The following is a 20733-nucleotide window of genomic DNA, read 5'->3' on the forward strand; positions in this document are numbered from 1 at the left end:
CGCAATACAAAAATGTTACCGGATTGCGCATGGACGATAACGTTTGCGCATCGGCTGGTTATTTCCTGAACGTCATAAGCGAAATTTAGCGAAATACGACAAACTTCAGTTGAAAAGGCCCGTCTAAAGGCTGGATAATCGTTTGCCTTTTTATTTTGCTCATCATTTCCTCTGCTGACAGGGGGGAGCAAAGTCATTCTTCACACCGTATTGGATGCGCGGAGTTAAACGTTTGCTTTTCACAGCCCCTGGCGCTGCGATGTAGCACAAGGAGATCGCGTTTAACTGGCAGTGGATGGTCCACCACGCATCCAGACGAACGATAAAAATTCTCAGGGGAAGTTTTCTATGTCTACGCCTTCTGCGCGTAACGGCGGTTCATTAGACGCCTGGTTTAAAATTTCTGCTCGCGGCAGCACCGTGCGTCAGGAAATCGTTGCCGGTCTTACCACCTTTCTGGCGATGGTCTATTCCGTCATCGTGGTGCCAGGTATGCTTGGTAAAGCGGGTTTCCCGCCGGCAGCGGTATTTGTCTCCACCTGCCTGGTTGCCGGCGTCGGCTCTCTGGTGATGGGCCTGTGGGCGAACCTGCCGCTGGCGATTGGCTGCGCCATCTCGCTGACCGCGTTTACCGCCTTCAGCCTGGTGCTGGGTCAGCAGATCAGCATTCCGGTCGCGCTGGGCGCGGTCTTTCTGATGGGCGTGTTGTTTACGGTGATTTCCGCAACCGGTATTCGTAGCTGGATCCTGCGTAACCTGCCGCAGGGCGTGGCGCACGGCACCGGGATTGGTATCGGCCTGTTCCTGCTGCTGATTGCCGCCAATGGCGTAGGCCTGGTGATCAAAAACCCGCTGGATGGTCTGCCGGTGGCGCTGGGGCATTTTGACAGCTTCCCGGTGATTATGTCGCTGGTCGGGCTGGCGGTGATTATCGGCCTTGAAAAACTGAAAGTGCCGGGCGGTATCCTGCTGACGATTATCGGCGTCTCGATTATCGGCCTGATTTTCGATCCTAACGTCCACTTCTCCGGGATTTTCGCCATGCCGTCGCTGAGCGACGATAAAGGCAACTCGCTGATCGGTAGTCTGGATATCGTGGGGGCGCTGAATCCGGTCGTGTTGCCAAGCGTGCTTGCGCTGGTGATGACCGCGGTGTTTGACGCCACCGGTACCATCCGCGCGGTGGCCGGTCAGGCGAACCTGCTGGATAAAGACGGGCAGATTATTAACGGCGGCAAAGCGCTGACCACCGACTCCCTGAGCAGCGTTTTCTCCGGCCTGGTGGGCGCGGCGCCGGCGGCGGTGTATATCGAATCGGCTGCCGGTACGGCGGCGGGTGGTAAAACCGGCCTGACAGCAGTGACCGTCGGCGTGCTGTTCCTGCTGATCCTGTTCCTCTCGCCGCTCTCCTATCTGGTTCCGGCATATGCCACCGCTCCGGCGCTGATGTACGTCGGCCTGCTGATGCTGAGCAACGTGGCGAAAATCGATTTCAACGACTTCGTCGACGCGATGGCGGGCCTGATTACCGCGGTCTTTATCGTGCTGACCTGCAACATCGTGACCGGTATCATGATCGGCTTTGCGACGCTGGTGATTGGACGTCTGGTGTCTGGTGAATGGCGTAAGCTTAACCTGGGTACGGTGATCATCGCCGCGGCGCTGGTTATCTTCTATGCCGGCGGTTGGGCGATTTAACTTTTTCTGCTAACAACGGGCGGCTTTGGCCGCCCGCTTAATTTTTAAGCCACATCCTGTTTCCTTTTGCGTTAATCTGAGTAGCGTATTATGCCGAGACATGACGCCTCAGATGTAAAAAAAGAAACGCAGCAAACAGGGAACACATGGAAATATTTTTTACCATACTCATCATGACCCTCGTGGTCTCTCTCTCCGGGGTGGTTACACGCGTACTGCCCTTTCAGGTTCCACTCCCCTTAATCCAAATCGGCATCGGCGCGCTGTTGGCCTGGCCTACTTTCGGACTGCACGTTGAATTCGACCCTGAACTCTTTCTGGTTCTGTTCATTCCGCCGCTGCTTTTTGCCGACGGCTGGAAGACGCCGACCCGCGAATTCATTGAGCATGGGCGAGAAATTTTTGGTCTGGCGCTAGCGCTGGTGGTGGTGACGGTGGTTGGTATTGGCTACCTCATCTACTGGATCGTTCCGGGTATTCCACTGATTCCGGCTTTTGCTCTGGCGGCGGTCCTGTCGCCAACGGATGCCGTGGCGCTATCCGGGATTGTTGGCGAAGGGCGCATCCCGAAAAAAATTATGGGGATTTTGCAGGGCGAGGCGCTGATGAACGATGCCTCCGGCCTGGTCTCCCTGAAGTTTGCCGTTGCGGTGGCGATGGGCACCATGGTCTTTACCGTAGGCGGCGCGACGGTGGAGTTTTTCAAGGTGGCGGTCGGCGGTATTCTCGCGGGCTTCGTGGTCAGCTGGCTGTACGGGCGCTCGATGCGCTTCCTCAGCCGCTGGGGCGGCGATGAACCGGCAACGCAAATTGTGCTGCTGTTCCTGCTGCCATTCGCTTCTTACCTGATCGCCGAGCATATCGGCTTTTCCGGGATCCTGGCGGCGGTCGCGGCGGGGATGACTATCACGCGTTCCGGGGTGATGCGCAGCGCGCCGCTGGCGATGCGCCTGCGCGCCAACAGCACCTGGGCGATGCTGGAGTTTGTGTTTAACGGCATGGTCTTCCTGCTGTTGGGCCTGCAGCTACCGGATATTCTCTCAACTTCTCTGGTGGCCGCGGAAGCGGATCCCAACGTCGAAACCTGGATGCTGTTTACCGATATCATCCTGATTTATGCCGCCCTGATGCTGGTGCGTTTTGGCTGGCTGTGGACGATGCGCAAACTCAGCCAGCGTTTCCTGAAAAAGAAACCGATGGAGTTTGGCTCCTGGACCACGCGCGAGCTGCTGATCTCCTCCGTCGCTGGTGTCCGCGGGGCGATTACCCTTGCCGGTGTACTGTCGATTCCTCTACTGCTGCCGGACGGCAACGTCTTCCCGGCGCGCTATGAGCTGGTGTTCCTGGCCGCAGGGGTAATTCTGTTCTCGCTGTTCGTCGGCGTGATTGTGCTGCCGATTCTGCTGCGGCATATCGAGTCGAGCGATCATGTCCAGCAGCGCAAAGAGGAGCGTCTGGCGCGGGCGGCAACCGCGGATGTGGCGATTGTCGCGATTCAGAAAATGGAGGAGCGCCTGGCTGCGGATACCAAAGAGAATATCGATAATCAGCTGCTGACCGAGGTCAGTTCGCGGGTCATCGGTAACCTGCGTCGTCGCGTCGATGGGCGCAACGATGTTGAGACCTCAATGCTGGAAGAGAGCCTCGAACGGCGGTTCCGTCTGGCGGCGCTGCGCTCAGAACGCGGTGAGCTGTACCACCTGCGCGCCACCCGGCAGATTAGTAACGAGACGCTGCAGAAGCTGCTGCATGACCTCGACCTGCTGGAAGCGCTGCTTATCGAAGACCAGTAACGCGGTTGTTCCCCGGGTCAGGCGTTTACGCCGCGACCCGGGGACTTACTTCAGCCAGAACGCCTTACTGCACGCCAGCCACGCGCGCGCGCTGTGCGACATATACACCCCTTCCCGCCAAATCATCCCCAGCTCCCAGCGCAGGTCGCTCTGCAAGGGGATCCAGCAAAAGCTCTGTGGGTCGAGACGCTGGCAAATCGGTTCCGGCAAAATCGCGACGCCAATTCCTGCCTGCACCATGGCGGCCAGAAAATCCCACTGTCCGCTGCGTACGGCGATGCGCGGCTTAACCTCATGCTGAGCAAAAAGCCGCATCAGCTGCTGGCTGAGGGCGAAATCCTCGTTGTAAATTACCAGCGGATACGCTGCGAGCGCCCGCGGCGATAATGACGCGATGCTCTCCCACTGCGCCGTTCTCGGCGTCAGTACGCAGAGCGGATGGCTGAACAGAGATAGCGTCGTCAGGCCGCTGGCCTCATCAACGGGAAGCGCCGTCATGGCCAGATCCAGTTCGCCATTGCTTACCGCCTGCTGCACGGTCAACCCGCCAAACTCGGCGATTTTCAGCTCAATGCCCGCATAGCGCTGGCGGAAGCGGCTAATCGGCTCGGCCATCAGCATGCCGACCATCGGCGGGATCCCGAGGCGCAGTACGCCTTTGTGCAGATGATTAATATCGCTCAGCTCCGACTCCAGTTGATGAAATTCGCCAAGAATGGCCTGCCCGCGCTCGAAAACCACGCGTCCGGTATCGGTCAGCAGCAGCTTGCGCCCATCGCGGATCAGCAGCGTACAGTTCAGCTCATCTTCCAGATTTTTAAGCATTTTGCTGATGGTGGGCTGCGTGACGAACAGTTTCTCCGCCGCGCGGGTAAAGCTTTGTTGGCGAACCACTTCGACAAAATAACGCAGCGTTCGGATATCCATGATTATTCCCTGAGACTATACCTGCGATGATTTTAATTCATTTCTGCCAGGCCGGGCGGCTCTCTATACTGCACGCCTGTCTTCTTTTTCAGGAATACCGCTCATGGCCTTCGCGCCAGCACGCGTGACGCCCTTCGTCATGCAACGTCTTCAGGTACCGGTTCAGGTACTGATTTACGCCGGACTGTTCGTCTGCTCTGAATATTTAGTCAATTGGCTGCACCTGCCGCTTCCGGCGAATCTGGTCGGCATGCTGCTGCTGCTGGCGCTGATTGTTTGCCGCATTATCCCCCTAAACTGGGTACGGGCCGGCGCCCGCTGGCTGCTGGCAGAGATGCTGCTATTTTTCGTGCCGGCGGTGGTGGCGGTCGTCAACTACGCGCAGCTGCTAATGGTCGATGGCTGGCGCATCTTTCTGGTCATTGGCCTGAGTACCACCATGGTACTGGGCGCAACGGCGTGGGTGGTTGATAAAGTGTATCACTATGAAGTCAGCAGGATGAAACATGAGTGATTTTCAGCTAAGCGTTCTGTGCCTTCTGGTCACGCTGGGACTCTATTTTGCCAACAAGCGGCTTTACCGTCGCTTCCATAAACTTCCGCTGATGCCGCTAGTATTTACCCCGATTCTGTTGGTCATGATTCTGGTGGTTGGCCATATATCCTATCAACGCTACATGGGGGAGACCCACTGGCTACTGTGGCTGCTGGGTCCGGCGACGATCGCTTTTGCCGTGCCGGTGTATGACAACCTGGCGATCATTAAGCGCCACTGGATGTCGCTGACTGCCGGCGTCACTACCGCGTCGGTTGTCGCAGTGACCAGCTCGGTGTGGCTGGCGCGATTACTGACTTTACCTGATGAGATCCAGCGCAGCCTGGCGGTACGCTCGGTGACCACGCCCTTTGCGCTGGCGGCAGCCAAACCGCTGGGCGGTCAGCCAGACTTAGTCGCCCTGTTTGTGGTGGTGACCGGGGTATTCGGTATGGCGGTAGGTGATGTACTGTTTCTGCGCCTTTCTATTCGCGAAGGAATGGCAAAGGGGGCCGGGTTTGGCGCCGCATCGCACGGCGCCGGTACCGCACGATCCTACGAGCTTGGCCCGCAGGAGGGCGTGGTCGCCAGCCTGGTAATGATGCTATCCGGGGTGGTGATGGTGCTGGCCGCGCCGCTGGTGCGTTGGGTGATGTTCTAAATATTGCTTTTTACACAATGCGTTTTTTTATTAGTGCGGAAGTATATATCTAACTCCTCTTAATATTCATATAATTAGTCATTTTATATATATGAGTAGGCGTTAATTATCAGAATTGAAAGGGCAATGCGACGAATTTATTAGAGAATGTCCTTATTTATTCGCGCTTAATTGTAAGTAATTATTTCTGATTTTAGTGTTTTTAATTTTTAATATCAATATAAATGTGTGAAGCAATAGATGGTGTGAATATGTTTTGTTTTTAATGCTATGATTTTATTTAAATATTTTTCATGTGTATGCTTTAATGTTTTATATAATGTGACTTCTTAATTAAGATAATTCATAAACTGTGGTTGAGAATAATCTCGATTTTAGTTACCTTAGTTACGTGAGCTTTTATTATTGAATGGATTCATGTGGAATTAAAGCTCTTGTATTTATGATCTGATATTATTAAATACAGGCAACTCACTCCCCATGCTGCAAGTCAGCTTAAATCTTAAGTTGATATTTAATTTCAATCTCTAATAAATGCCATAAAACAATTGATGGATTGATTGTTAATCTTAATATACAGGGGAATACCAATGAAATTAAAAGCCAAAACACTTGCCAAAATATTAACCTTATCTGCTGGCTGCTCTCTGGTGACCATGGCTCAAGCAGCGAATACAATTACTTTTACCGGTACGGTCTCAGATACCACTTGTACAGCCAATATCAACAATGGCGCCAACTCCATTGAAATGGGCACTGTTTCGGTAGCAGATTTAAAAGATAATACCTATAGCGCGGCCAAGAACTTCTCTTTCACTTTGAGCAATTGCCCTACCGGTGAAGAGGGGGCTCTGACAAAAGCCAGAATTACTTTTGGTGGTGAAGCAGATACATTTAATAGCGATTATTTTAAAAACCAGGCTCCAGTGTCTCCAGCCGCTAATGTCGCAATAGCTATTTTTGATAATGCCGGGGTCGTACAGAAGAACAATACTGAAGGTTCAGATGTCGATATTTCTTCTGGCGAGGCTACCATTCCGTTTATCGTTAAAATGGCTAAGTCGGGTGCCGCTGATCCAACAAAAGGGCCGGTGCAGACAACAGTAACTTATAATGTCACCTATTATTAATTAAGCATTATATAAATAGATATAGGGAAAGCCTTGAGCTTTCCCTCACTGGACTCTACCATGAATAAATTAGCTTATTTGATGTGTTTTTTTTCCTGCATATCCGTCGCGCAGGCCAGTGTGGTGGTTGGCGGGACGCGAGTGATATTCGACGGTACGCAAAAGGCGGCGACGGTATCTGTGCAAAATAAGGATAACGTTACAAATATTGTCCAGTCGTGGATCGCTGTTGTGGATGAAGCATCACCGGCAAAAGATTCCTTTATTACAACCCCTCCGCTATTTCGCCTGAAGGCGGGAGAAAAAGGGTTTGTGCGCATTCTTCGCTCAGGTAAACCGCTGCCCGAGGAGCGAGAGTCAATGTTTTGGCTAAATATTAAAGGCATTCCCGCTATGGATAGCGCCCCGGACAAAAATATGGTGCAGTTTGCCATTAACTCGCGGATTAAACTTATTTTTCGCCCGGCGGCATTAAAAAATGCCATTCCGGAAAATTTTGCCGAAAAGCTGCAGTGGTCTACTGAAGGTCGAGAAATTAAAGTAAAAAACGCCTCGCCGCTATATATGAATTTTTCAGAAATAACAGTTAATGGTAAGTCAGTCCCTGAAGCATGGTTTGTAGCTCCGTTCTCAACAATAAAAATACCGCTTGCAAATACATCTTCACCAGGGAAAAAGAAAATCACATGGAGCGTGATCAATGATTATGGAATGCCGGGACCAAAATACACCGCCATCATTCAATAACGTTGGACAGAATTTTACATTCCTGTTGAAGAGTGGCTATGTTGCCATTATTTCCTGCTTTGCCACAGTTCCGCTATCTACTCTCGCCGGTGAGTATTTCAATCCTCACCTGCTGGAGGTCAATGAAACCGGTACAACGTCGGTCGACTTAAGCTATATCTCCCAGGAAACCGTACCTCCAGGCGAATATAATCTTGATGTTTATATTAACAACGAATTTGTCACTTCCGAATCGGTCAGTTTCAAGCAACAGGATGAAAATCATGACGATTCTTCACCTTGTATCAGCGTCGCGCATCTGAAAGAGTGGTCAATTAAAACGGAAAATTACCCCGAGCTCGCGGTCGCGGGCTCCAGCTGCGCCAGGCTATCCGCGATCCCCGGATGGGGAACCACGGTATTACTTTCGCAACAGCGCGTTGATTTTAACGTGCCTCAGGTCGCGGTGATGCATCACCCGCGGGGATATGTTCCTGAAAACCGATGGCAGCAGGGCATTACCGCGGGGCTGCTTAACTATAATCTCTCCGGGCAAAAAACCGACCCGCGGCACGGCGGGGAAGCGACGTCGAGCCAGTTTGTTAGCCTGCAGCCAGGCTTAAACATCGGGCCGTGGCGCTTACGTAATTACAGCACTCTTAACCATGATGATAACGGCAACCAGTGGGACTCGGTCTACAGCTATATTGCGCGAGACATCCACGCCCTGAAAGGCCAGCTGATCGTAGGTCAAACCTATACTTCATCAAGCGTGTTCGACAGCATTAGCTTCACCGGGCTACAGCTGAATTCAGATAAAGAGATGCTGCCGGACAGTATGAATGGCTTTGCGCCGGTCATTAAAGGCATCGCCCGCTCGACCGCCGATGTGACGGTTTATCAGAATGGATACAGCATCTATAAAACCACGGTCTCTCCCGGCGCGTTTGAGATAAACGATCTTTATCCAACCGGCAGCGCGGGCGATCTGTATGTGACGGTGAAAGAGTCCGATGGCAGTGAACAGAGCTTTGTGGTGCCTTTCGCTTCGCTGGCGATTTTGCAGCGCGAGGGCCAGGTAGATTACGCTCTTAGCGGCGGTAAAACCCGCTCGGGGAGCTCCGGTGGAAAGGAATACAACTTCCTGCAATATAACCTTGCCTGGGGGGCATCGAGCAACGTCACGCTATATGGCGGTTTTCAGCAGCTTGAAGACAAATACAGTAATGTTTTGCTGGGCGCCGGACTTAACCTTGGCACTATCGGCGCGCTCTCTCTGGATGCATCTCAGTCCTGGGCGGATATCAAAGACAATTCCACAGCGGATCGAACGTCATCCAGCGAAGGGCAATCTTATCGCGTGCGCTTTAGTAAAGATATTCCGCAGACGGGTACCAACTTCTCCGTTGCCGGATATCGTTATTCGACCCATGGCTATTATTCTCTGCAGAATTTCATTGATAGGGCGAATGCTCATAGCGGGTGCTGTTCATCAACGGGGCGGACTAAAGATCGTTTTGATGCTTCGGCTTCCCAGATTTTCTCCGGGTTCGGTTCTCTCTCCCTCTCGCTGGTCAGTGAATCTTATTGGGATAATTCACGTATGGAGTCGCTGGGGGTGAGCTATAGCAATACTCTGGGCCGCGTTTCCTATTTCATTAACTACTCCTATAGCCGAAATGTGCAGAGCGCAAGCCAGAACAGCGATAGCTCTCCGACCAGTGATAATATGATTTCGCTTACGGTGAGCATGCCTTTTGGCGCGGATATATCGGCTAACTACAACCTGAACAGCAGCCGGACGGGCGACACGACCCATAATCTGGGGCTGAGCGGTTCTGCTTTTGCGGACCGTTCCCTGAGCTGGAACGTGCAGGAAGGCTACAACGCCAGCGACAAAGGCACCTCGGGAAATGTCAATCTGAACTATCAGGGTTCACGAGGCGAAGTCGCCGCCGGATACGGATATGACAGCTATAGCTCGCACTACAACTACTCGTTGCGCGGTGGGATGGTTGCCCATTCCGGCGGGGTAACCCTTTCTCGCTATCTGGGTGAGAGCGTGGCGCTGGTCGAAGCGCCTGGCGTTAGCGATGTGGCAGTGCGCGGGCAGACGAATATTACGACCGATGCTTTCGGATACGCCGTTGTGCCTTTTGTACGACCTTACCATGAAAACAATCTCTCTCTTGATGAGCAGCAGGTCTCTGGTGCGGAAATTGATAATATTGTCAAAACAGTAGTACCGACGCGTAATGCGGTTGTTAAAGTCAAATACGATACCTGGATCGGCTATAAGGCCATGATCACCATAAGCTACAAAAACAAAGCGGTGCCTTTTGGCGCTGTGGTGACGCTAGATGATGAAAATCTGAATGATAAAGAGCGCCGTAGTTCAATTGTGGGCGATGCCGGGCAAGCCTATTTGACCGGGTTACCCAAAAAAGGCCGGCTATTTGTGAAATGGGGTGATACGAAAAATAGCCAGTGTTATCTCAATTATGATTTGTCCTCTAATCAGTCAGTGGATGATATCGTTTTTTATGCAGCGGATTGCCAATGATGAATAACAGGATAATGGCTTTAATTCATATACCCAGGATGGAAATGATGGAAGGAAATAATTGCCGGTCATTAATGAAATCGCGCTTGTTATTCATTATTAGCATTGGGTTTGTATCTATTTTCGCAAGACCTGCCGGGGCCTATGATGCGAATAGTACTGTTAATTTCAATGTCACCGGTAAGATTGAAGAGCCCGTATGCGAGGTGTCGATAAAGCCCTCCAGTACTATCGATCTGGGAACAGTGTCCTATCAAAGTCTGAGCGGAAAACCAGGTGCGAGTAGCGCTGCGAAGATCGTTGCCATTGCCTTTGATAATTGCTCTCTTGGAACGGCTTCCGTAACGCTAACGTTTAGCGGTACCTCATTTAGCAGTACCTATACCGATATTTATGAGAGTGAGAACATTTATGGCGCTAAGGACGTCGGGCTTCAGCTGTTAAGCGCGGGGGATCAAAAGGTCCTGGGGCCAAATGACAGCTATACCTATGCTTTCATTGAGGGTTCTGAGCATGTTTTTAATATGAACGCCAGAATGTATACGCCGAATGGACGAGCTACGAGGGGAAGTGTCGCTTATACGGTCACTTTTAATGTGGCCTATAGGTGAACTATTCACGCGAGGGAGAGGAATGAAGACGTTTATTTTATTATTGCTGACCTGTTTGTTACCGGCTTACAGCTGGGCATGTCAATCTGGCGCAAATTTGGGTGATATCGCGTTGACCAATTTACCCCCGCAGATACTGGTTAATGCCGGAAGCTATTCGGCGGGCACCATTCTGTATGATTCCGGGCAGCTCACTCATCCAGATACATCTGTTACAGATTGTCGCGGGTGGTTATATGCACAGTTTGTATGGAATTCGGAGAATGCGGGCACGTTAGTTGGCGATAATATCTACTCAACTTCAGTACAGGGCGTCGGTATCAGAGTTAAAGTCTGGTTAAACATCACAGGTGAATATGCTGGTGATAAAGATGATTTTAATGCTGACTACAATGTTCACTATATCGGTGATGCGGACCTGTATCTGGGAAAACCAAACGGCTATGGCGATGACAAGGCGAGCACACATTATGCGCCAACGTACCAGGTGCAGCTTGTCGCTACGGGAGGGACTATCGCCAGTAATAGCACGCTGACGCTAGCCGATCCGATTTCCAGGGTTTCGATTCTCGACCTTGACGGAACGATGGTTCTTTCGCAGTTGCACGTGACGGGTTCGACAAAAATTCAGCTAACCCCGATGGGGTGCACGGTAGGTTCTACCGCCCTCAATTTCCCCATGGGCTCAATCAGCACAAACGTCTTTAATCTCTCGAACAAGGCTGGGTTTGCTGAGCAAACGCTTATCTTGTCCTGTGAACCCGGTACAAGAGTAACGATGCGTATTAACGCGACTGAAACAGATGGCGATAGCCCGGACAATAGCGTGATAGCGCTCACCCCTGGTAACAACGTGGCGACCGGCGTTGGCGTCCAATTGAATATCGACGGCGCTCCGTTATCCCTGAATACCAACTACCGGGTCTATCCTTACAACAGAACAACGGTAACTAATCCCGGCGCGGATGCCAGCTATCTGATATTCACCGATCCCGATAACCCCGGCGGGGCGGCGGCATCCAATGCGTTGACGTTTACGACGAACTATTACAAAACCGGATCGAAAGTAACACCAGGAAATGCAAATGCAAGTGGCACGATAACCTTTATTTATCAATAAAATATACCCCGGTCGCCAGGCCGGGGTACGAATGATAATTAATGCGCCTGACCCTTCTCAATACCGATACCGGTCTGCGAACGGATAAACTGGGCGCGGAACCGCTCGCGCTCGCGCAATCCTTCTTCTGAGCTATCGGTGGCGGAGAAGAACCAGATACCGACAAAGGCAATGGCGATAGAGAACAGCGCCGGATATTCATATGGGAATACCGCCTTTTCGTGGCCGAGGATCTGTACCCAGATAGTCGGGCCGAGGATCATCAGAATCACCGCGGTCAGCAGACCCAGCCAGCCGCCAATCATCGCCCCGCGGGTGGTCAGCTTCGACCAGTACATCGACAGCAGGATAATCGGGAAGTTACAGCTGGCGGCGATGGAGAATGCGAGACCGACCATAAAGGCGATGTTCTGATTCTCGAACAGGATGCCAAGTAGAATCGCCACTACGCCAAGGATCAGCACGGTAATCTTCGACACCTTCAGTTCCTGACGTTCGGTCGCGCCTTTACGGAACACGTTCGCGTACAGGTCGTGAGAGACCGCCGAAGCGCCCGCCAGCGTCAAACCGGCCACCACCGCCAGAATGGTAGCGAAGGCGACGGCCGAGATAAAGCCGAGGAACAGATTGCCGCCGACCGCGTCCGCCAGATGCACCGCTGCCATGTTGTTGCCGCCGATAAGCTGCCCGGCCGCATCTTTGAACGCCGGATTCGCCCCCACCAGCATGATGGCGCCGAAACCGATGATAAAGGTCAGAATATAGAAGTAGCCCATAAAGCCGGTGGCGTAAAACACGCTCTTACGCGCTTCTTTGGCGTCGCTCACGGTGAAGAAACGCATCAGAATATGCGGCAGGCCCGCAGTACCGAACATCAGCCCGAGACCGAGCGATAGCGCTGATATCGGGTCTTTCACCAGCCCGCCTGGGCTCATAATCGCCGCGCCTTTCGGGTGGACCGCCATCGCTTCGGTGAACAGATTATTGAAGCTGAAGCCGACGTGCTTCATCACCATAAAGGCCATAAAGCTGGCGCCGAACAGCAGCAGGACCGCTTTGATAATCTGCACCCAGGTAGTGGCGAGCATGCCGCCGAAGAGGACGTAAAGCACCATCAGCACGCCGACCAGGACGACCGCAATGTGGTAGTTGAGGCCAAACAGCAGTTGGATAAGCTTACCTGCGCCGACCATCTGGGCGATCAGATAGAGCGCCACTACTACTAGCGAACCGCAGGCGGAGAGGGTGCGAATCGGCCCCTGTTTAAGACGATAGGACGCCACGTCGGCAAACGTATAGCGCCCGAGGTTACGCAGGCGTTCGGCGATCAGGAATAAAATAATCGGCCAGCCGACGAGGAAGCCGAGCGAGTAGATCAACCCATCGTAGCCGGAGGTGTAAACCAGCGCGGAAATGCCGAGGAACGAGGCCGCAGACATAAAGTCGCCGGCAATCGCCAGCCCGTTCTGGAAACCGGTGATATTGCCGCCCGCGGTGTAGTAATCGCTGCGCGAACGTACGCGTTTTGACGCCCACCAGGTGATATAGAGCGTCAGGGCGACGAATATCAGGAACATGATAATCGCCTGCCAGTTAGTCGGCTGGCGCTGTACCGCGCCGGTAATAGCATCCGCGGCATTGGCGGTAAAAGGGAGCGTGGCGGCGAGCGCCGTCAGGACTTTCTTCATGATGCTTTAACCTCGCTGAGAATGCTCTTCGTCAGCCGATCAAATTCACCATTTGCCCGCCAGACGTATATTCCGGTTAATACGAAAGAGATAACGATCACGCCGATACCAATCGGAATACCCCGGGTGACGCTGGTGCCCGCATGCAGCGGCGTGCCCAGCCAGCCGGGGGCGAAGGCGATAAGCAGAATAAAGCCCACATAAATCACCAGCATAATCAGTGACAGGATGGCGGCAAACCTTTGCCGGGCTGCAACAAGTTCCTTAAAATGCGCACTATTTTCTATCCGCTGACAAATCTGATCGTTCATCGTAGCGTCTCCAGAGGTTCCCTTTTGTCATTCACGCGCCGGTCGTCGGCAACACTCATCCGCCCGGCAGTTAACTGTCGGGAATCCGCCTGTTTACCGCTTTCCTGCTACCTGAAATCCTTCGGGAGTAGGTATTTATATCCTCTCCCCCGAAGAGGAGAGGGTGTAGGGGATCGGTTGGTTTACGATGGCATCGTGATGGCCTGCTTCTCTTCGAGCAGTTTCTCCACCACGCCCGGATCGGCAAGCGTTGAGGTATCGCCGAGGTTACTGGTATCGCCCGCGGCAATTTTGCGCAGAATACGGCGCATGATTTTGCCCGAACGGGTTTTCGGCAAGGAATCGGTCCAGTGCAGCACGTCCGGCGTCGCCAGCGGACCAATCTCTTTACGAACCCAGTTGCGTACCTCGGCGTAGAGCTCCGGCGTTGGTTCCTCGCCATGGTTGAGGGTCACGTAGGCGTAGATGGCCTGGCCCTTAATATTATGCGGAATGCCGACCACCGCCGCTTCGGCGATTTTCGGATGCGACACCAGCGCCGATTCAATTTCAGCGGTCCCCAGACGGTGGCCGGAAACGTTGAGCACGTCATCGACGCGGCCGGTGATCCAGTAGTAGCCATCTTCGTCACGGCGCGCACCGTCGCCGCTGAAGTACATATTTTTAAAGGTGGAGAAGTAGGTCTGTTCGAAGCGTTCGTGGTCGCCAAACAGCGTGCGCGCCTGGCCCGGCCAGGAGTCGGCGATCGCCAGGTTACCCTCGGTCGCGCCTTCCAGCGGTGTGCCTTCGTTATCGACCAGCACCGGCTGGACACCGAAGAAGGGACGCGTGGCCGAGCCGGCCTTCAGCTCGATGGCGCCGGGCAGCGGGGTGATCATAAAGCCGCCAGTTTCGGTCTGCCACCAGGTGTCCATCACAGGGCACTTCTCGTTGCCGATTTTCTTCCAGTACCACTCCCAGGCTTCCGGGTTAATCGGTTCGCCGACGGAGCCGAGTATGCGCAGGGAAGAGCGGTCGGTGCCTTCGATGGCCTTATCGCCTTCCGCCATCAGCGCGCGGATCGCCGTAGGAGCGGTATAGAGAATGTTGACCTGATGCTTATCCACCACCTGGCACATGCGCGCCGGGGTCGGCCAGTTCGGTACGCCTTCGAACATCAGCGTCGTTGCGCCGCAGGCCAGCGGGCCGTACAGCAGGTAGCTGTGGCCGGTGACCCAGCCGACGTCGGCGGTGCACCAGTAGATGTCGCCCGGATGGTAGTCGAACACGTATTTAAAGGTCGAAGCCGCATAGACCAGGTAGCCGCCGGTGGTGTGCAGCACGCCTTTTGGCTTACCGGTGGAACCGGAGGTATAAAGGATGAACAGCGGATCTTCGGCGTTCATCTCTTCAGGCTGGTGTTCCACGCTGGCTTTCTCAATCAGATCGCTCCACCACTGGTCGCGCCCCTCCTGCCAGTCGATTTTGCCGCCGGTACGCTTGAGCACCACCACGTTTTCGATACTTTTGACGTTCGGATTCTTCAACGCGTCATCGACGTTCTTCTTAAGGGGGATCGCGCGACCGGCGCGCAATCCTTCATCAGCGGTGATCACCAGACGGGAGTTTGAATCGATGATTCGTCCGGCGACCGCTTCCGGCGAGAAGCCACCGAAAATCACCGAATGGATAGCGCCGATGCGGGCACAGGCCAGCATGGCCACCGCCGCTTCCGGCACCATCGGCATATAGATAGCGACCACATCGCCCTTTTTGATGCCGAGATCGAGCAGGACGTTGGCGAAGCGGCAGACATCGCGGTGTAGCTCGCGATAAGTGATGTTTTTGCTCTGGCTGGCGTCATCGCCCTCCCAGATGATGGCCGTCTGGTCGCCGCGCTCCGCCAGATGGCGATCGAGGCAGTTAGCGGCGAGGTTCAGCGTGCCGTCTTCGTACCATTTAATCGAAATATTGCCTGGCGCGAATGAGGTATTTTTCACGCGCGTGTAGGGTTTCATCCAGTCAAGGATTTTGCCCTGTTCGCCCCAGAAGGCATCAGGGTCGGTGACGGACTGTTGATACTGCGCCTGGTACTGTTCCGGGTTAATCAGGCAACGTTCCGCAATAGTAGCGGGAATAGGGTGTTTATGTATTTGGCTCATGGCTTTTTTTCTCCTGTAGGTTGTTAAATATATGTCAAATAAACGTTAATAGTAGGGGCTTTGGTGGCTTTGTTTGCTATTTGGGGGGCAGATCACGCAATAAATAAATTGAATGAAAAGCAATCAAATGAAACTTTTATGTGAAATAATTTCAGAAATGGATTAATAGAAATTGAATATATTAAATATTTTTTATAACAAATACTTATGCAATATAAGGTGGGAATATCAGCGGGTTTATGCATAAAATCAGAGTAAACCGCTGTTCTTAAAGACTTGCGCAGCATGCCGTGCAAATGATACTGATATTGCGCGTTAAATAACCCTATAAAGCAACGCAACACAATTCATACCCCTTTCAGTGGGCGCCATTACCTCCTGGAATGGTGCCTTTCATCGAGGAAGTCTGTAGTGAAGAAAAAAACAAAAGTCAGCCTGGCCTGGCAAATTTTGCTGGCGCTGGTGCTGGGCATACTTCTGGGCAGTTACCTGCATTACCACGCCGAAAGCCGTGATTGGCTGATCTCGAATCTGCTGACCCCGGCGGGCGATATCTTTATCCATCTGATTAAAATGATCGTCGTACCGATCGTTATTTCGACCCTGGTGGTCGGTATTGCGGGCGTGGGCGACGCGAAGCAGTTGGGCCGTATCGGCGCGAAAACCATTATCTATTTTGAAGTGATCACCACGGTGGCTATCGTGCTGGGGATTACCCTGGCGAACGTCTTCCAGCCGGGGAGCGGAATCGATATGTCGCAGCTGGCGGCGGTGGATATTTCGAAGTATCAAAACACCACGGCGGAAGTGCAGAGCCACGCGCATGGCCTGATGGGCACCATCCTCTCGCTGGTGCCGACCAATATCGTGGCCTCGATGGCGAAAGGCGACATGCTGCCGATTATCTTCTTCTCGGTGCTGTTTGGTCTCGGCCTCTCCTCGCTGCCCGCTACCCACCGCGAACCGCTGGTTACGGTGTTCCGCTCTATCTCTGAAACCATGTTCAAAGTGACGCATATGGTGATGCGTTATGCTCCGGTTGGCGTGTTCGCGCTGATCTCGGTGACCGTGGCGACCTTCGGCTTCGCCTCGCTGTGGCCGCTGGCGAAGCTGGTGATTCTGGTTTACTTCGCGATCCTGTTCTTCGCGCTGGTGGTATTAGGCATCGTGGCGCGGGTTTGCGGGCTGAGCATCTGGACTCTGATTCGCATTCTGAAGGATGAGCTGATTCTGGCTTACTCTACCGCCAGCTCCGAGAGCGTGCTGCCGCGTATTATTGAGAAGATGGAAGCCTATGGCGCGCCGGCGTCGATCACCAGCTTCGTGGTGCCTACCGGCTACTCGTTTAACCTCGATGGCTCAACGCTGTATCAGAGCATTGCGGCGATCTTTATTGCCCAGTTGTACGGTATCGACCTTTCCATCTGGCAGGAAATTACCCTCGTGCTGACGCTGATGGTGACGTCGAAAGGGATTGCCGGCGTGCCGGGCGTCTCCTTCGTGGTGCTGCTGGCGACGCTGGGCAGCGTGGGTATTCCGCTGGAAGGTCTGGCCTTTATCGCCGGCGTTGACCGTATCCTCGATATGGCGCGTACCGCGCTGAACGTGGTGGGTAACGCGCTGGCGGTGCTGGTTATCGCCAAGTGGGAACACAAATTTGACCGCAAAAAAGCGCTGGCGTACGAGCGTGAAGTGCTGGGTAAATTTGATAAAACGGCGCAATAAAACAGAAAGCCCGGTGACATCGCTCCGGGCTTTTTCTTATCTTTTACTGATCCTGTCGAACTCTTCACAGCCGGTATCAAACCCCTCCTGACAGCTCACGTTGAGCCAGTGCAGCGCTTTTTGCTTGTTTGGTTCGATAAAGCCTTTTTCTCCCTGCTGGAAAAGCATCCCGGCCCAGTACTCGGCGTAGCCGGTGCGGGAGAGGGCGGAGCTCTCTTTGAAATACTGCGTCGCTTTTACGTCATCCTCCGGCGGATGAACGCCGCTGGCGTAGATGAGCCCCAGCAGCATCTGGGCGTCGACGGCGGAGTCGCTCTCCGGATCCTGTGCGGCATGCTGTAACAGGGAGATGGCGTGCGAATAGTTCGGCGTACCGGCCTGCTGATTCACCAGCACCCGGGCGAGGACAATTTCTCCCGCCCTGCTGCCGGTTTTCACCGATTTTTCAGCCAGCGCTTTCGCCTGGAGATAGTCGGCCTGCTGCGGGTTGCGGATTTTGAGCTGGGCCAGCAGCGCCAGAGCATCGCCGTCGCCGTTGTCCGCGGCTTTTTGCGCCCAGTATTCGGCCTGCGGAAAATCGCCGAAGCTAACGTAGGTATCCGCCAGGTAATACTGAGCGCGCGGGTCGCCCGCTTCGGCCTGCGCTTTGTACTGGCTGCCGGGTTCCATGGCACCTGCGGCGACGCTTGCTATCACCAGCAGTAAAGAGAGGTATTTCATTTTTTATTATCGGTAGAGGACATAGTGAGCAGTATAAAGGCAGGTGAAGGAGAAGAAAACGACGGGAACGAGTGGGGGAGACTCATGCTTTACCCGAATAATCGAGCGATCTGTTTCCTGGGTTGCGGCGTAAACGCCTTACCCGGGCTACGGATTATGTAGCCCGGACAGGTGTGAAGCACCGCCTCCGGGGAGGCGGCCTGATTAGCCCATTGCGCTTTCGCGCAGGCGGGTTTTCAGCTTGTTGTACTCGTCAATCACGTACTGCTCGGCGGCCCGTTGGTCGGCAATCGGCTCAACGTTGACGGCGCAGTACTTGTACTCCGGCGTTTTGGTTATCGGGCTCAGGTTCTCGGAAACCAGCTCGTTACAGGCGCCAATCCACCACTGGTAGGTCATATAGACCGCCCCTTTGTTCGGACGGTCGCTAACCTGCGCGCGGGTGATGATGCGGCCTTTACGCGAATTCACCCACACCAGCGCCTCATCCTCAATGCCCAGACGTTCGGCATCGGCGGTATTGATCTGCGCATAGCCCGGTTCATCTGCTAACGCGGCCAGCGCCGCACAGTTGCCGGTCATCGAACGGCACGAGTAGTGGCCGACTTCACGCACCGTCGACAGCACCATCGGATACTCGTCGGTAAGCTTGTCAATCGGCGCGACCCAGTCGCAGGTGAAGAACTGCGCCAGACCGTTCGGGGTATCGAACTTCTCTTTAAACAGATAAGAGGTCCCCTGGTCAGCGTCGGACTCATCGCGGCACGGCCACATGACGTAGCCCAGCTCGCCCATTTTCTCGTAGGTGGCGCCATAGAAATCCGGGCACAGATGACGCAACTCGTCCCAGATTTCCTGGGTGTTGTTGTAGTGCATCTTATAACCCATCCGGGTGGCGATTTCGCTGATGATCTGCCAGTCGGTTTTCAGGTCCCACTTCGGCTCTACCGCTTTAAAGAAGCGCTGGAAGCCGCGGTCCGCTGCGGTATAAACGCCTTCGTGCTCGCCCCATGAAGTGGAAGGCAGGATAACGTCGGCCGCTGAGGCGGTTTTGGTCATGAAAATATCCTGGACGATAACCAGTTCCAGATCGTCGAAAGCCTTACGTACGGCGGACAGCTCGGCATCGGTCTGCAGCGGATCTTCCCCCATGATGTACGCAGCCCGTACTTCGCCATGCGCCGCGCGGTGCGGCAGCTCGCTGATGCGGTAGCCGGTGTGCGCCGGCAGGCTGTCGACGCCCCAGGCTTTGGCGAACTTCTCGCGGTTTTCCGGGAACTTAACGTACTGATAGCCTGGATAGGTATCCGGCAGCGCGCCCATATCACAGGCGCCCTGAACGTTGTTCTGGCCGCGCACCGGGTTGACGCCGACGCTCGGCTTGCCGAGGTTGCCGGTGAGGATCGCCAGGCTGGTCAACGAACGTACGGTCTCCACGCCCTGGTAGAACTGGGTCACGCCCATGCCCCACAGGATAGCGGCGGATTTCGCGCTGGCGTACATCCGGGCGCAGGCGCGGATTTCCTGGGCGCTGACGCCGGTAATCGCTTCCACCGACTCCGGCGTATAGCCTTCGACGATTTTGCGATACTCTTCGAAGCCCTCGGAACGGCTGGCGACGAAGGATTTATCGTAAAGATCCTCTTCGATAATGACATGCCCGATGGCGTTGAGCAGCGCGATGTTCGAGCCGTTTTTCAGCGCAATGTGCATATCGGCGATGCGCGCGGTTTCGATTTTACGCGGATCGCAGACGATGATTTTCGCCCCATTGCGTTTGGCGTTAATCACGTGATTCGCCACAATAGGGTGTGAATCTGCCGGGTTATACCCGAAGATAAACACGAGATCGGTGTTGTCGATCTCGGTGATGGCATTACTCATAGCGCCGTTACCGACCGATTGGTGCAGACCTGCAACCGATGGGCCGTGTCAGACGCGAGCGCAGCAGTCGACGTTATTGGTACCAATAACGGCGCGCGCGAATTTTTGCATCACATAGTTGGTTTCGTTACCCGTTCCGCGGGACGAACCGGTAGTCTGAATCGCGTCCGGGCCATACTTCTCTTTAATGGCGCTAAGGCGAGTGGCGACGTAATCGAGCGCCTCATCCCAGGAGACGGATTCCAGCTTGCCGCCGCGCTGGCGACGGATCATCGGGGTTTTCAGGCGCGGGGTAAGGATCTGGGTATCGTTAATGAAGTCCCAGCCATAATAGCCTTTCAGACACAGGGTTCCCTGGTTGGTTTTCCCCTGTGCCGCCTCCGCCCGAACGATTTTGCCGTTATCGACCACCAGGTTGATTTTGCAACCTGATGCGCAATACGGGCAAACCGTGACGACTTTTTTCATCGGTCTTGCTCCAGTTAATCAATTGGCGCATA

16 protein-coding genes are annotated in these 20733 nt (G+C 54.0%); 10 read left to right on the forward strand and 6 right to left on the reverse strand.

Annotation, left to right across the window (positions count from 1 at the left end; genetic code table 11):
* Window positions 1-348 precede the first annotated feature (348 nt).
* Both KCG39_RS20460 and KCG39_RS20465 read left to right on the forward strand, forming a co-directional pair.
* Window positions 349-1698 (forward strand): NCS2 family permease, encoded by a 1350-nt coding sequence (locus tag KCG39_RS20460; RefSeq protein ID WP_004127847.1) that lies wholly within the window; start codon window positions 349-351, stop codon window positions 1696-1698.
* Window positions 1699-1844: 146 nt separating this feature from the next.
* Window positions 1845-3491, forward strand: a complete 1647-nt coding sequence (locus KCG39_RS20465; protein ID WP_004127849.1) for a Na+/H+ antiporter — start codon at window positions 1845-1847, stop codon at window positions 3489-3491.
* A 45-nt stretch (window positions 3492-3536) separates the two neighbouring features.
* Here KCG39_RS20465 and KCG39_RS20470 read toward each other — a convergent pair whose 3' ends face one another.
* Window positions 3537-4418, reverse strand: coding sequence for a LysR family transcriptional regulator (locus KCG39_RS20470; RefSeq protein ID WP_004127851.1), 882 nt, complete (start codon window positions 4416-4418; stop codon window positions 3537-3539).
* A 103-nt stretch (window positions 4419-4521) separates the two neighbouring features.
* Between KCG39_RS20470 and KCG39_RS20475 the strand changes: the two genes are divergently transcribed.
* The 7 genes from KCG39_RS20475 (at window position 4522) to KCG39_RS20505 (ending at window position 11764) form a co-directional block, all read left to right on the forward strand.
* Window positions 4522-4932, forward strand: coding sequence for a CidA/LrgA family protein (locus KCG39_RS20475; protein WP_004127852.1), 411 nt, complete (start codon window positions 4522-4524; stop codon window positions 4930-4932).
* The gene (locus tag KCG39_RS20480; RefSeq protein ID WP_004127853.1) at window positions 4925-5614 is read left to right on the forward strand and encodes an LrgB family protein; all 690 of its coding nucleotides are present in this window, start codon (window positions 4925-4927) and stop codon (window positions 5612-5614) included. Before KCG39_RS20475 ends, KCG39_RS20480 begins: the two co-directional genes overlap by 8 nt.
* Before the next feature lie 590 nt (window positions 5615-6204).
* Window positions 6205-6744: a fimbrial protein gene (locus tag KCG39_RS20485; RefSeq protein ID WP_004127854.1), complete on the forward strand. Its 540-nt coding sequence runs from the start codon at window positions 6205-6207 to the stop codon at window positions 6742-6744.
* Window positions 6745-6804: 60 nt separating this feature from the next.
* Window positions 6805-7491 (forward strand): fimbrial assembly chaperone, encoded by a 687-nt coding sequence (locus KCG39_RS20490; RefSeq protein ID WP_004127856.1) that lies wholly within the window; start codon window positions 6805-6807, stop codon window positions 7489-7491.
* Complete coding sequence (locus tag KCG39_RS20495) at window positions 7445-10033, forward strand: fimbria/pilus outer membrane usher protein (protein WP_139528971.1); 2589 nt, start codon at window positions 7445-7447, stop codon at window positions 10031-10033. Before KCG39_RS20490 ends, KCG39_RS20495 begins: the two co-directional genes overlap by 47 nt.
* 44 nt (window positions 10034-10077) lie before the next feature.
* A complete protein-coding gene (locus tag KCG39_RS20500; protein ID WP_004127861.1) occupies window positions 10078-10644 on the forward strand; it encodes a fimbrial protein in 567 nt (188 codons plus the stop codon).
* 22 nt (window positions 10645-10666) lie between these two features.
* Window positions 10667-11764 carry a type 1 fimbrial protein gene (locus tag KCG39_RS20505; RefSeq protein ID WP_004127865.1) on the forward strand — a complete coding sequence of 366 codons (1098 nt, stop codon included), beginning with the start codon at window positions 10667-10669 and terminating at the stop codon, window positions 11762-11764.
* 38 nt (window positions 11765-11802) lie between these two features.
* Here KCG39_RS20505 and actP read toward each other — a convergent pair whose 3' ends face one another.
* The 3 genes from actP to acs all read right to left on the reverse strand — a co-directional run bounded on the left by actP (window position 11803) and on the right by acs (window position 15904).
* Window positions 11803-13452, reverse strand: a complete 1650-nt coding sequence (gene actP, locus KCG39_RS20510) for a cation/acetate symporter ActP (RefSeq protein WP_004127868.1) — start codon at window positions 13450-13452, stop codon at window positions 11803-11805.
* Window positions 13449-13763 carry a DUF485 domain-containing protein gene (locus KCG39_RS20515; RefSeq protein ID WP_004127871.1) on the reverse strand — a complete coding sequence of 105 codons (315 nt, stop codon included), beginning with the start codon at window positions 13761-13763 and terminating at the stop codon, window positions 13449-13451. The genes actP and KCG39_RS20515 overlap by 4 nt, the downstream gene beginning before the upstream one ends.
* 182 nt (window positions 13764-13945) lie before the next feature.
* The gene (acs, locus tag KCG39_RS20520) at window positions 13946-15904 is read right to left on the reverse strand and encodes an acetate--CoA ligase (protein WP_004127873.1); all 1959 of its coding nucleotides are present in this window, start codon (window positions 15902-15904) and stop codon (window positions 13946-13948) included.
* A gap of 411 nt (window positions 15905-16315) precedes the next feature.
* Between acs and gltP the strand changes: the two genes are divergently transcribed.
* Window positions 16316-17629: a glutamate/aspartate:proton symporter GltP gene (gene gltP / locus KCG39_RS20525; protein ID WP_004109428.1), complete on the forward strand. Its 1314-nt coding sequence runs from the start codon at window positions 16316-16318 to the stop codon at window positions 17627-17629.
* A 36-nt stretch (window positions 17630-17665) separates the two neighbouring features.
* Here gltP and KCG39_RS20530 read toward each other — a convergent pair whose 3' ends face one another.
* Both KCG39_RS20530 and fdhF read right to left on the reverse strand, forming a co-directional pair.
* Window positions 17666-18349, reverse strand: coding sequence for a tetratricopeptide repeat protein (locus KCG39_RS20530; protein WP_004127875.1), 684 nt, complete (start codon window positions 18347-18349; stop codon window positions 17666-17668).
* A 204-nt stretch (window positions 18350-18553) separates the two neighbouring features.
* Window positions 18554-20701, reverse strand: a complete 2148-nt coding sequence (gene fdhF, locus KCG39_RS20535; RefSeq protein WP_077598887.1) for a formate dehydrogenase subunit alpha — start codon at window positions 20699-20701, stop codon at window positions 18554-18556.
* Window positions 20702-20733 lie beyond the last annotated feature (32 nt).

Origin of the sequence: Klebsiella pasteurii (assembly GCF_018139045.1) — a bacterium.
GTDB lineage: Bacteria > Pseudomonadota > Gammaproteobacteria > Enterobacterales > Enterobacteriaceae > Klebsiella > Klebsiella grimontii.